The 11,638-nt window shown below is 64.0% G+C and carries 11 protein-coding genes and 1 pseudogene; all 12 read right to left on the bottom strand.

Annotated features, from left to right (window positions below; genetic code table 11):
- Positions 1–17: 17 nt before the first annotated feature.
- A pseudogene (locus tag AC1DKQ_RS20905) lies at positions 18–671 on the bottom strand (integrase core domain-containing protein); the annotation flags it as partial.
- A gap of 179 nt (positions 672–850) precedes the next feature.
- The gene (locus tag AC1DKQ_RS20900) at positions 851–1,246 is read right to left on the bottom strand and encodes a hypothetical protein (RefSeq protein WP_476920081.1); all 396 of its coding nucleotides are present in this window, start codon (positions 1,244–1,246) and stop codon (positions 851–853) included.
- A 70-nt stretch (positions 1,247–1,316) separates the two neighbouring features.
- A complete protein-coding gene (locus AC1DKQ_RS20895) occupies positions 1,317–2,585 on the bottom strand; it encodes an MFS transporter (RefSeq protein WP_476920080.1) in 1,269 nt (422 codons plus the stop codon).
- An 83-nt stretch (positions 2,586–2,668) separates the two neighbouring features.
- Positions 2,669–3,298, bottom strand: a complete 630-nt coding sequence (locus tag AC1DKQ_RS20890) for a TetR/AcrR family transcriptional regulator (RefSeq protein ID WP_476920079.1) — start codon at positions 3,296–3,298, stop codon at positions 2,669–2,671.
- A gap of 3 nt (positions 3,299–3,301) precedes the next feature.
- Positions 3,302–5,803, bottom strand: coding sequence for a glycoside hydrolase family 3 C-terminal domain-containing protein (locus tag AC1DKQ_RS20885; protein ID WP_476920078.1), 2,502 nt, complete (start codon positions 5,801–5,803; stop codon positions 3,302–3,304).
- On the bottom strand, positions 5,800–7,080 hold the full coding sequence (locus AC1DKQ_RS20880; RefSeq protein ID WP_476920077.1) for an MFS transporter: 1,281 nt from the start codon (positions 7,078–7,080) through the stop codon (positions 5,800–5,802). Before AC1DKQ_RS20880 ends, AC1DKQ_RS20885 begins: the two co-directional genes overlap by 4 nt.
- Positions 7,081–7,324: 244 nt before the next feature.
- Positions 7,325–7,672, bottom strand: coding sequence for an MBL fold metallo-hydrolase (locus AC1DKQ_RS20875; protein WP_476920076.1), 348 nt, complete (start codon positions 7,670–7,672; stop codon positions 7,325–7,327).
- Positions 7,672–7,860 carry a hypothetical protein gene (locus tag AC1DKQ_RS20870; RefSeq protein ID WP_476920075.1) on the bottom strand — a complete coding sequence of 63 codons (189 nt, stop codon included), beginning with the start codon at positions 7,858–7,860 and terminating at the stop codon, positions 7,672–7,674. Before AC1DKQ_RS20870 ends, AC1DKQ_RS20875 begins: the two co-directional genes overlap by 1 nt.
- A 66-nt stretch (positions 7,861–7,926) precedes the next feature.
- Positions 7,927–8,817 carry a sulfite exporter TauE/SafE family protein gene (locus AC1DKQ_RS20865; protein ID WP_476920074.1) on the bottom strand — a complete coding sequence of 297 codons (891 nt, stop codon included), beginning with the start codon at positions 8,815–8,817 and terminating at the stop codon, positions 7,927–7,929.
- Positions 8,818–8,887: 70 nt separating this feature from the next.
- Positions 8,888–9,184, bottom strand: a complete 297-nt coding sequence (locus tag AC1DKQ_RS20860) for a rhodanese-like domain-containing protein (protein ID WP_476920073.1) — start codon at positions 9,182–9,184, stop codon at positions 8,888–8,890.
- A 112-nt stretch (positions 9,185–9,296) separates the two neighbouring features.
- Positions 9,297–9,881 (bottom strand): rhodanese-like domain-containing protein, encoded by a 585-nt coding sequence (locus AC1DKQ_RS20855; RefSeq protein ID WP_476920072.1) that lies wholly within the window; start codon positions 9,879–9,881, stop codon positions 9,297–9,299.
- 105 nt (positions 9,882–9,986) lie between these two features.
- A complete protein-coding gene (locus AC1DKQ_RS20850) occupies positions 9,987–11,384 on the bottom strand; it encodes an MBL fold metallo-hydrolase (RefSeq protein WP_476920083.1) in 1,398 nt (465 codons plus the stop codon).
- Positions 11,385–11,638 lie beyond the last annotated feature (254 nt).

Genomic DNA, 11,638 nt, shown 5'->3' with positions numbered 1-11,638 from the left:
CTAGATGTACTGAGCCATCAGGTTGGTGACACCCGGGTGATGGGTGTGGTTCCGATGCCGGTGTGGATTCGTTCAGTGTTGTAGTGCTGGAGCCAGGGCGCAAGTGCGGTTTGGCGGTGGGTGCTGCTGGTGAAGACCTGCCGGTAGGCCCATTCGGTCTGCAGGGTCCGGTTGAAGCGTTCGGCTTTGCCGTTGGTCCAGGGGCAGTGGGGCTTGATGAAGCGCTGAACGGCGCCGAGATCAGCGACTGCCTGGCGGAACGCTGTGGAGTTGCGGTAGGCGAAGGCGTTGTCGGTGATGACGCGTTCGATCCGTTGGATGCCGTAGCCGGCGAAGTAGCCCGCGGCGCGGGTGAGGAACCCGGCCGCTGTGGCACCCTTCTCATCGGGAAGGACCTCGGCGTAGCCGATGCGGGTGTGGTCATCGATGGCTACATGGACGTAGTCGTAACCGATCCCGCGTCCTTTGACCTGCTCCGAGCGGCCATGGGCCCGCCAGCCGCCGCCGTCGGGGATACGGCCGAGCTTCTTGACGTCCAGATGGACCAGTTCCCCAGGCCGTGCCCGCTCGTACCGCTTCGCCGTGGTCCGTGCGGCGCGGATCGGGGCACCCGTCAGCGGATCGCAGTCCGCCAGCCGCGGGACCCCGTGCCGGTGCAGGATCCGGGACACGGGCGGCCGGCGGCCACCCGGTCAACGATCAGGAGCCTTCCATGAACCGTCAACCGGGCATTAACGTGGGACACGAGGACCTCCGAGCGCAAAGTGTGTGAACTAGACAGCTCCACTTAGCCCGGAGGTCCTCCTCGTTTTCAAGCCATACATGTCAACAACGTCCCGGCGCAGTACATCTAGAACGGAAAACGCAGCATATGCTCTGACCATCTCCAGACCTGGGGGCCGGTAACAAAGCGCCCGTGGAAGGTGCCAAGGCCCACACACTCGGGTCCCGTCTCCGACGTCCAGCACTGGTAAGTGCCCGCATAGTCGACGTGTGGCCCTTTGTAGGCAAGGCTGAGATTACTGGTGACGACGACGACGCGCCGCCCGTCGGGAGCGAGCCGGCTGAGAGTCTCCTCCGGCGACGTGACACGGCGACCGCCGTCGCGTTCTTCCGCAATAAGGCGCGCACCGCGAAGCAGGGTCGCCAGCCCTTCAGGATCCGCGGCAGCGATGGCGGAAGAGAACCCGGCAAGGAGGTTCTCGAGGTGGTGCCGCGCCACGGCAAGGCGTGACTGGAACTCCATGTCCTGTTGGGCTGCTGCGAATACCCCGGCGAGGGCTTCAGCCCGTGGCGCACAGCTGACGGCTGTCATGTCAGCTGGCCGGAGCCCTGCGATCCGTAAGCAAACGCAAAAGGGTCCACACGGTGACGGCCACGACCAGGGCCATGGCCCCTGCGCCGAGTCCGGAATAGCCGACGGCGGTGAGAATCGGTCCTGCGAGGGCTCCGCAGCTTGCTCCGGTGAGGTTCATGAGGAGGTCTGAAACACCTTGCAGGGGACCCCGGTCGGCTACGGACACCGAATCGCCCACCAGGGCCGAACCGGAAACGATTGATGCCGACCATCCGAGGCCCAGGAGGATCAGGCTTGGAGTCACCATGGTGTGCGGGGCGAGCCAGGCGAGCACCAAGGAAGCCAGCAGCATTGCCTGCCCCGTCAGCAGCACCGGAATCCGGCCGAGGCGGTCTGAGAGCCATCCGAACAGCGGTGAAAGGCCAAACATCCCTGCAATATGGAGGCTGATGGTCATGCCGACGACGGCGAGGCTTGCCCCATGGTCGTGCAGATGCACCGGCGTCATTGACATCAGCGCCACCATGGTGCCGTGGCTGAGCGCCACAACCGTCACGGCGTAACGGGCGCCGGGTTTGCGGCGAAGGATCGAGAAACCGGAATCGGTTTTGGTGGGGGCACCGTCGTCTTCTGCCGCCGCGGCTCCCTCGACGGGAGGCTTGGCCCGGAGGCCCGCGTAAAAGACCAGGGCGGCAAGCAACTGGGCCGCCACGGTGAACGCGAAGGCGCCCGTCAGTGTCGGCAAGTGGAGCAGCCTGCCGACGATCTCTCCCGGTTCGAAAAGGTTGGGGCCCGAAACTGCGCCAATGGTGGTTGACCAGACGACGATGGAAAGGTCGCGGCCGCGGGTCTTTGGCGTTGACAGATCCGTGGCAGCGAATCGGGCCTGGAAGCTCACCGCGGTTCCCGCACCCAAGAAGATGAGTCCGATCAGCAACGCCGGGAAGGCTGACAAGGCCGCCGAGGCGATGGCGATGGCTGCTCCGAATCCGGAGGTCAGCGATCCGGCCGCGAGCGAGACGCCCCTTCCGCGTTTTACGGCCGCACGGGCCAGAGGGATGGCAAAGGCGGCGGCGCCGAGTGTGTTCATCGTGGCGGCCATTCCGGACCAGGCCGTGGAACCGGAAACCTGGACGGCAAGGAGGGAGCCCAGCGAGAGCGAGGCACCCATTCCGATTCCACCGAGGATCTGCCCTGCGATAAGGACGCCGATGGTGCGCCGTTGGTCTTCGTGCCGGCCCGGGGCGTCCGTTTCAGCCGCTACTTGAAGTGTGGCAGGAGTTTTCATATTTGCTGACTTTCTCCGGGAATCGGGCACGGCAACAGAAGGGAAGGTCCGCGAAACAAGCGGAGCTTCCCCGTTGCCGGACCTCAGCCCCAGGTGGTCTTGATGCTTTCGATGAAGGTTCTGAACTGCGACACCATCGAGAAGCTCCCTGGAGCGCAGAGCCATTGCTGCTGCATGCCGTCGAGGACGGCGATGGTGTTGTTGACGATTGCCTCCACGGGCGCGTCCTGTGTGACGTCCCCGTGGCTCTTCCCGTCTTCCAACGCTTCGCCGAGCCATTGGCGCAGGCTCGAGTAGTGGTCCAGGAGCCATCGGTGCGCAGGGTGTCCCGGTTCGGTGGCTTCGGCGGAGAGCCTGACGAAAAGGCCAACCCAGTCGGGCCTGGTGGAGTTCCTCGCAACCAGGGACACCAAGACGTCGAAGGCTGCCCAGCCCAGCGGGGCCAGCTCTCTGTCGAAAAGGAAGTCTGCGTCTTCCTTGGAACGGTGCTCGAGCACGGCTGCCAACAAGGCCGTTTTGGACGGAAAATGATGGAGCAGGCCGGATTGCGAGAGTCCGGTCTTCGCCGCGACATCGGCGATGGACGTTCCACCGTAGCCGCCCACTGCGAAGAGCTCAATCGCGGCCTGGATTGCCTTCAGCCTTGCGGTTTCGCCGTTGCGGCGGCGCCGGGGGCGCTCCCGCTCTATCCGGTATCCGGCTGGATACGACATGGTTTACTCCTTGCTTGTTCCGGCCGCCATGGCCTCGCGCTCTGTGGGAGCCAGTTCCAGTCTGACATCGCCGAGTCCACGCGCGACGACGATCCGGCCTCCGGTGATTTCGTCCCAGCGTTGGGCGGTACTGTTCCACAGCCGTTGTGCGCGGCAGTCGCAGCTGACGTCGATGCTTGCCTGTCCTCCGGGTTCCAGGTGAAGCTGTGCCCAGCCGACGAGCCGTGGAGGGATGGACGGGTCATCGGGGAAGCGGTAGACCTGCACTGTTTCTGTTCCTGCGCGGTCCCCGACGTTGCCGAGGGTCACGCGTACGGATGTCACGGTTTCCCGTTCCGTGGAGGTGATTTCGGCGCCCTTGTAGTCCCATTCGGTGTAGCCGAGGCCGTGTCCGAACCAGAACAAGGGTTGCTCGGCGGAGGTGCTCCATCCGCGATATCCCACCCGCGTTCCCTCAGAGTAGGGGAGTTTGCCGCCGCGCGGCGTTACTGACCATGCCGGGCCTTGGCCGTCCCGGGCTGGGAAGGTGGTCACCAGGCGTCCTGCAGGTTCGACGTCGCCGGTCAGTGCCGCGGCGATCGCGTCGCCGGCTTCCTGTCCGGGCAAGCCGGCAAACAGCACAGCGTCCACGTCCGCGATCCAGGGCATGAGAACGGGTGTGGCGGCGTTGAGCACGACGACGGTTTGCTTCGCCACGGCTGCGACTGCTGCCACGAGGGCGTCCTGGTCCCCGGGCAGGGCGAGGGTGTTCTTGTCCTGGCCTTCCGTTTCCTGTTCCTGGGTGTATCCGACGACCACGACGGCGATGTCGGCGTCTGCGGCTGCTGCGACGGCGTCCCGGATGGCGGCGGCGCTGTTTTTCAGCGCAGGTTCCACGACCAAGCCGATGAGGCGGTTCTCGTTCTCAGCGTCGGTGGTCGCGGTGATCCGCGCGCCCGGTTCGACGTCCAGTGGTGCAGCGTGGCTCTTGGGGCGGAAGAAGCCGCCTCCCGGGCCGTCGTGGAAGGGGGTCCGTACCGATTCGCGGTGGCCGGGGGCAGTTATGTCCCAATTGCCGGCCCCGCGGGTGCCGATCATCATCCGGGCGGACCTGTCGATTGTCAGCTCGGCTGAGAGTTCGATGGACGCCGCTCCGGAGGCCCAGCTTTCGCCACTGACTTCAAGCTCCGGGACTTCGAGATGGCGGGTCCCGAGCAGCTTGCCTTCCTTGTCGAAGATCCGTGCACGCGCACCGCGGGTCCCGGTTTCCGGGTCGCGGAGGAGTTCCGGGTTCGCTGCGAGCCATTGCGTGCGGGTCTGGACCCCATCGACGACGGTTACGCGGTCCTTGCCGAGGGCGCGCGCTATTCCCGTGGCGGCGCTGACGACGTGGGGCGGGCGCACGATGGCGGAGCCGCCGCCTTGGGCCACGGTATCGATCCCGTGGCGACCGATCACCACGACGCTTTCTGTGGAGTCCTTGCGGAGCGGAAGCGTGTTGTCGCGGTTGAGCAGGACGGCCATGCTGCGGGCGGCGAGTCGGCGCAGCTGTTCGCGGCGTTCCGGGCCGTCAGGGCGCGGCAGATCCGTTGTCCAGTTGCGCCCTCCATTGAAGGCCCCCACCCGTGATGCGAGCCTGAGGAGCCTGCGGAGGTGGTCATTGATGGTGTCCTCGGAGACGTCACCGCTTTGGACGGCGGCGACCAGGGACCGGCTCCAGGGAGTGTCCGGACCGGGCATGACGAGGTCGAGTCCGCCGTTGGCGCTTTCAACCGCGGTCTTGGCGGCGAGCCAATCGGAGATCACCAGACCGTCGAAACCCCATTCGTCCTTGAGGACCTTGTTCAGCAGTTCGTCGTGCTCGGTGGCCGTGGTTCCGTTGATCCGGTTGTAGGAGGCCATGATCGTCCAGGGCCGGGCGTCTTCCACCATGATCTGGAAAGGAAGAAGATACAGCTCCCGGAGGGCAGCTTCCGGAACCACGGAGTCCACGGTGGTGCGCTCGGTTTCGGCTTCGTTGGCCAGGAAGTGTTTTGGCGTCGCGGCGATCCCACGTTCCTGGAGGGACTGCACATAGGCCGCTCCGAGGTGGCCGGTCAGCAGAGGGTCTTCGCTGAAGCATTCAAACAGGCGCCCGCCCAGAGGGGTCCGGTGAAGGTTTACCGTGGGCCCCAGGACCACATGGGTTTCTTGGTCTTCTGCTTCGTCCGCAAGGATTTGCCCGACCTCGCGCATCACGTCCAGGTCCCAGCTTTGGGCGATGAGCGTTGCGTTGGGCAGGAGGCAAGAGACCCGTCCTCCGACCACCAGCGGCCCACGGACCCCTGAGGGGCCATCAGACATGACGATTTCCTCTAGGCCGATCGAGGGCTCGTCCCAAAGGCTGAACATCCTTGCGCCGGAGAGCAGCCGCACCTTCTCCGGGAGGCCCAAAGTGGCGATTGCCTGTTCGACGGCGTTGCCAAGGTCCTGGCCCATTGCCGCGGCCTCCTCGCGGTCCGTGCTTGTCTGGTGATGTTCACTCATCGGACCCTCTTTACGGGGAGGATGGTCAGTGCACCGAGCAGGGCGATTCCGGCCGCGACGGCGAGCATGAGTTTGTAGCTTCCGCCTCCCATTGTGAGCAGTGCGGCTGATACTGCCGGGGCAAGTGTTTGGGGACCGGCCATAGCGATGTTGAAGACGCCGAGGTCCTTCGCTGTGTCGTCTGGGTTGGGGAGGACATCGATGACGAGGGCGAGGTCAACGGCGATGTAGATGCCGAAGCCGATGCCGATGACCAGTTCCGCCCAATAGAACCCGCTTGTGGAGTCTGCCAGGCTCAGCATCCACGTGCCTATGCCGAAGATTATGGCTGAGATCCAGATGAAGACCTTTCGACGCCCGAGCCTGTCCGAGATCCATCCGGCGATTTGGCCTGCCGTAACGAGGGCGAGGGTGTAAATGAGGACACCGGTCGCCAAGGCACCTGCTGCGTCCTGTTTGGAAAGGCCCAGGTCCTGCTGCAGGTACAGGAGGCGGAACGTGACGAACATGAACAGTGCCAGGACGACGAGAAAGCGTGAGATCCAGGCAAAGGCGAAGTCCGGGTGCTTGACCGGGTTGACCCAGAAGGTCTTTAAGGCGGTGCGGAAGCCACCTTCGGATGCAGGTCGGCGTTCCATGGGCTGGTCCGGCAGCACGAATGCAAAGACGAGGACCAGGATCAGCCCGATGACGCCCGGAACCACGAAGAGAAGGAGCATGTTCTGCCCGAGAAGACTTGCCGAGTACGCCGCCCCCAGGCCGGCGGCTTGGGAGGCGATGCCGATCATGCCGCTGACTTTGCCGCGCTGCCACTGAGGTATTTGGTCTGCCAGGGAGGCCGTATGTGCAGCGACCGCAGCATTGCCAAGGGCCTGTGCGAAGAACCAGCCGATGCCTAGAACCACGACATTCGGTGCCATGGCAATCACGGTCAGGCTTACCAGGAGTCCCAGGGCTCCAGCGACCAGCCATGGGCGACGGCGGCCGAAACGCCCAATCGTTCGGTCGCTCAGCCGGCCAAAGACGGGATCGAAGAGTAGGGCGGCGAAGGCGCCCATGGAGATGACGAAACCGAGTGTAGGGGCAACTTCAGCTGGGGACACCAAGGACTGCACCTTGAGCGTCATCCCGGCCACGATTGGCACGGAAAGGGCCGTCATAAGTCCAAGCCGGGCGGCCACCATCGTGGCGATCACGTTTACTTTGGCTTTTTCTTTGGGGGCAGAGGTGGCGGGCGACTGCAACGTCGCTGCTGCAGCCGGATCAGACACAACCATGGGTCTCATCGCTTTCTGTGGGTTGGGAACGCCAGGCATCGGTGCCGGGTGTGATGAATACCACGGTAACATTAACAGACCGAGTACTCGGTCTGTTAACCAGATCTTTATTTAACTCCTTGGGCCCGGAGCCTTCTGAACGGAATGTCAGAAGGCTCCAGGCCCGGACTATCCGTGAAGCCGGACGGCTCTGCTCAGACGGTGAAGACGCCGGCCTGTGGCACCGTTGCGGTCTCTCCCGGCTTCAGGACCAGCAGCCTGTCACCGCTGCCGTCTGCTTCGAACACTCGCGCATCTGTGCCGAGGTCTGCCGGAAATGCGCCAAGGAATCGGTATGGACGGGAATGATCAGTGCCTCGGCAAGGATCTTCGAAACTTCGAGGGCTGCGTCATTTCCCATGGTGAGGTCGGCGCCGTCGGCCAGTTCCTTGAATCCTGCGCCGCCAGCACACAGGATGGCGACGTCAATGGGTCCGCAGTTCTCCTCGATTTCCGCCACCACATCAACGGATGCGTTGTCTCCGCTCACGTAGATCCTGGGGCAGTCCTCACTCGACAGGACAAACCCGGTTACCGGTCCACTCTGCTGCACTACTGCTTCAGGGCCGTGCGTGCCGGAACCGAGATTTCGTTACTGGGGCCATGTTCCATGTCGATCAGGAGCCAGGCGAAGCTGCAATAGGAAAGGACTTCGGCGACGGCTGTGGAATCGAGGGTCAGCCAGCACCCGAAAGTAGGGGTGTTGCTGAGGAGGCTGGACTTGATGAAGTTCGTAAGCAACGGAGAATCCTTCGCGGAGACGCAGAAGTATGGTCCGTAGCACCGCGTCAGGACCGGCTACCGGGTTTACTTGTTGGCTTCTGCTGCTTCGGGGGACGTAGGTTTCTGGCGGCGCAGTGGGCATGAGGGAAGCAGGAACCAGCACAGCGCGGCTGCCGAGGCGAGCGTACCGGCACCGATACCGACAGCGAGGTTGGCGGGAGCGGGAAGTTCCTGGACGAGCACGAAGACGCCCATGGCCAGTACGAAGAAGCCAAAGCCCTTGCGCAGGGCTGTCTCGGGGATGCGTCCTGCCAGACGTGCGCCAATGAGGGCACCGATGAGCGCCGCGGCGCTCACTGCGCCGGTGAGAGCCCAGTCCAGTTCCAGGGACGTTAAGTGCCCGGCGAATCCGGCTAGAGAATTCATTGAAATGACCAGCAGCGACGTACCGACCGCGGCGACCATTGGCAATCCGCCCAGCAGAACCAGCGCTGGGACGATCAGGAACCCTCCACCAGCACCCACCAAACCGGTCATGAGTCCCACGACGCCACCGGCCGACAAGGCCTTGGCCACTGGGAGTTCACCGGCGGCGCCTGCGCCCGGGCGTTCGCGGCGTCCCCTGATCATGGCCACCGACGTGGCGAGCATCATGGAGGCGAAGGCGATCATGAGCGCCGTGCCGGGAAGCAGATTTCCGACCAGACCCCCGCCAAAGGCCCCGACCATGCCCGCGGCACCGAAGAGCAGTCCGGAGCGCCATTTCACGCGCCGTTTGCGGGCATGCGTTGCTGCGCTGACGATTGAAGTCACTCCCACCACGAACAGGGACATGGTGATGGCTTCATTCGGCTCCAAGCCTGCAACATAGGTCAGGATCGGGACGCTGAGGATGGAACCGCCCCCGCCGAGTAGTCCGAGCGAGAGCCCAATCAGTACCGAAAGCAGAAGGGTCAGTACGAGGGTGAGGGCCATGGAGGAAACCTGCTTGCCGGGTCGATGGTGCGAGTATGTGGACAGGGGTGAAGTTGTCGGGGCGTTCTCGTTAGCTGACGGGCAGGCCGGCGCGCTGCCAGGCACTCGTGCCGCCGGCTATGGTGTCTGCGTTGAATCCGGCATCCGTGAGCGCGTCGGCGACGCGGGAGCTGCGGTTGCCGCTGCGGCAGACCACGAGGACGGGGCGGGCCGGATCGACTTCGCTCAGGCGAGCGTTCAGCTCTCCTATGGGGATGTGGATGGAGCCGGGGATCATGCCGTCGGCGACCTCGAAGTCTTCGCGGACATCGAGGATCTGCTCCCCGGCACGTCGCTGGTCGGCGTCGGTGATGGTGACTTCTGGCATGGTTGCTCCTTCGAGGTGGTGCTGAATGATGGCACTCCTGCCCGGACGAGGTTGCCCGTGCCAGGGTGCCAGGTTGGGGAGGGACTGGTGGTGGGGCTGGTCGGGGTGGGTGCTAGGACTTCTTGGCCAGAAGCTGGATGATGACCGATTCGCGGGTTGGCTCGTTGCCGGTCTTGTTCCATGGCATCGCTGACAGGGCCTTGCCCATGGCGCAGGTGTTCGTGGCCGCGGAGAAGGTCAGCCCGGCGCCGATGACGCCGGCGACGGTGCGCAGCTGCGGGGAGAGGAACTTGCCCCCGGCCAGCCCGGCCACTACGAGAGTGCCGGCGGCCATGCGCACCTGTCGTTCCAAGGCCCAGCGTTTAGACCCTGCGATGGTTTCTCCACCAGCCTGCTGGTATCCCGGCACGCCTCCAACGAGGACATGGGCCTCATTGAATCCGATTCCGGCCAGCTTTGAGTGGGCTTCGGCGGCGCGCACGCCGGACTGGCAGACTAATACCACCTTGGAGTCGATTTTGGAGGCGAGCTCCGCGGTGTGTTCTGCCAGCAGCGGGAGGGGAACGTTGTAGGAGCCCTTGATGTGCAGGCTTTCGAATTCGGCTGCGGAACGCACGTCGAGCACGATGACATTGGAGCCGGAAGCGATAAATTCCTTGAGCTCTCCGGGGCTGGTGGTCTGGGAATTCGTGTTCACGGTTGTGGTGACCTTTCTGCCGGGCGCGGCGCCCAGCCGGTCCCGCATCCGAAAGAGAGGACGCGGGACCGAAAATGTGAGGATGGGGTGTTCGGGGCGGAATGCTTAGGCGTCCTGCGCTTGGTTCCAGGCGCTCCATTCGACGTAGCTGCCGGTCAGTTCGACAACCCGGTATCCGGCGCGCCGCAGTGCGGAGGCGGCCACGGAGTTGCGAACCCCGGACTGGCAGTAGCTCACGATCACTCCGTTGGACGGGAGCTTGTCGGTGTGCCACAGCACCCGGCCGGCGTTGAGCTGTTCGGAGCCGGGGATGTGCCCTGCACGGTGTTCGCTCTTGTTGCGCACATCGAGAACCAGTGCCGCTTCGAACCCCGCCAGTTGGGCGGGTTCCAACGTTTCGGGAATGTAGGTCGGCAGTCCCTCGAAAGAGGTCACATAACCGGCGACGTTATCGATGCCCACTCGAACGAGATGGTCCCACATTTCGGTGGCCGTTTCGCTGCCGGGAGCCAACAACACCAGCGGGCGCTTGTCGGTTTCAGGGTCAATGGCCCAGCCGCCGTAGCTTGCCGCTTTGTTACCGGCTGGGATGTTCAGCGCCCCCACAACGGTGCCTGTGTGGACGTCGCTGTGGTGGCGTGTGTCGACTATGCCAATGTCATCGGCGGCGAAGGCGGCAGCGATGTCTGAGCCCGCCAACTCGACCAGCGGTGCGCGTTCGCCCATGATTGCCGGACCTTGGCGATTTTGGCGCTTCATACGGCCAAAGTAGGCGTGCGCGTCTGGTTGTCCATCGAGCAGCGCCTCAACGAACCCGGTCTCATCGTTGGCCGCAAGGTAGGGGCCCCACCAGGAAAAGCATCGTTCATAACCGACAGTTGAGGACGGAATGGCGCCCAGCGCCTTGCCGCAGGCGCTGCCTGCACCATGGCCGGGATAGACCTGGACGTAATCGGGCAGGGTCAGGAACTTTTCCTTGAGCGAGACAAACAAGTCACGTGCTCCAGCGAAACGCGTGTCGGTGCCGCCGGCGGCCTCGTCGAGCAGATCCGGGCGTCCCAGGTCCCCGGAGAAAACGAAGTCTCCGGAGAGTAGGAAGCCCGGTTCGTCGCTGAAAGCACCATCGGTGACGAGGAAGGAGAGGTGCTCCGGGGTGTGGCCCGGGGTGTGCAGGGCCTTGAGGCTGATGTTGCCAAGGGTGATGATGGAATGGTCGAAGAGGCGCTCGGCGTCGAATTCGTACTGCCAGTCCTGCCCGCCCTCGCCCGAGACGTAGACTGTCGCGCCGGTTGCGGCGGCCAGCTCGCGGGTGCCGGAAAGGTAGTCGGCATGGATGTGGGTTTCGGTGACGGCCGTGATCCTCATGCCGTTTTTCGCGGCAAGGTCCTGGTAAACCTGGATGTCGCGGCGGGCGTCCACCACGATGGCCTCGCCCTTGGCCTGGCAGCCAATGAAGTAGCTGGCCTGCGCAAGGTCCTCGTCATAGATCCGTTCGAGAAGCATGATCTCTCCTGTGGTTGCGTAATACTTCATAAATACCCCATGGGGTATATTGTTCAATACGAACAATAATACCCCAGGGGGTATTCGTCAAAAGTTTCATCGACCGGGCCCGGGGGTGCTCCCTACTCAGAAAAGTGGCGATCGGCGCCATTGCGGATGGTGCCGAACGCCGCGGGGCGTGGAGTGGCGGGGTTTAGCGACCAAAGAGGCGCGCGAAGAATCCGCCGCCCCTGCGGGGTTCCTTCGGGGCATTT

It is taken from the genome of Arthrobacter sp. 05L421 (assembly GCF_056397785.1).
The sequence above is the reverse complement of the archived record's forward strand: the minus strand, read 5'-3'. Positions and strand labels throughout refer to the sequence as shown.

What these genes read in the sequence shown, in the direction of transcription:
- AC1DKQ_RS20900 (WP_476920081.1), bottom strand. Translation starts at nt 1,246, where the DNA reads ATGGAGTTCCAGTCACGCCTTGCCGTGGCGCGGCACCACCTCGAGAAC.
- AC1DKQ_RS20895 (WP_476920080.1), bottom strand. Translation starts at nt 2,585, where the DNA reads ATGAAAACTCCTGCCACACTTCAAGTAGCGGCTGAAACGGACGCCCCG.
- AC1DKQ_RS20890 (WP_476920079.1), bottom strand. Translation starts at nt 3,298, where the DNA reads ATGTCGTATCCAGCCGGATACCGGATAGAGCGGGAGCGCCCCCGGCGC.
- AC1DKQ_RS20885 (WP_476920078.1), bottom strand. Translation starts at nt 5,803, where the DNA reads ATGAGTGAACATCACCAGACAAGCACGGACCGCGAGGAGGCCGCGGCA.
- AC1DKQ_RS20880 (WP_476920077.1), bottom strand. Translation starts at nt 7,080, where the DNA reads ATGGTTGTGTCTGATCCGGCTGCAGCAGCGACGTTGCAGTCGCCCGCC.
- AC1DKQ_RS20865 (WP_476920074.1), bottom strand. Translation starts at nt 8,817, where the DNA reads ATGGCCCTCACCCTCGTACTGACCCTTCTGCTTTCGGTACTGATTGGG.
- AC1DKQ_RS20860 (WP_476920073.1), bottom strand. Translation starts at nt 9,184, where the DNA reads ATGCCAGAAGTCACCATCACCGACGCCGACCAGCGACGTGCCGGGGAG.
- AC1DKQ_RS20850 (WP_476920083.1), bottom strand. Translation starts at nt 11,384, where the DNA reads ATGCTTCTCGAACGGATCTATGACGAGGACCTTGCGCAGGCCAGCTAC.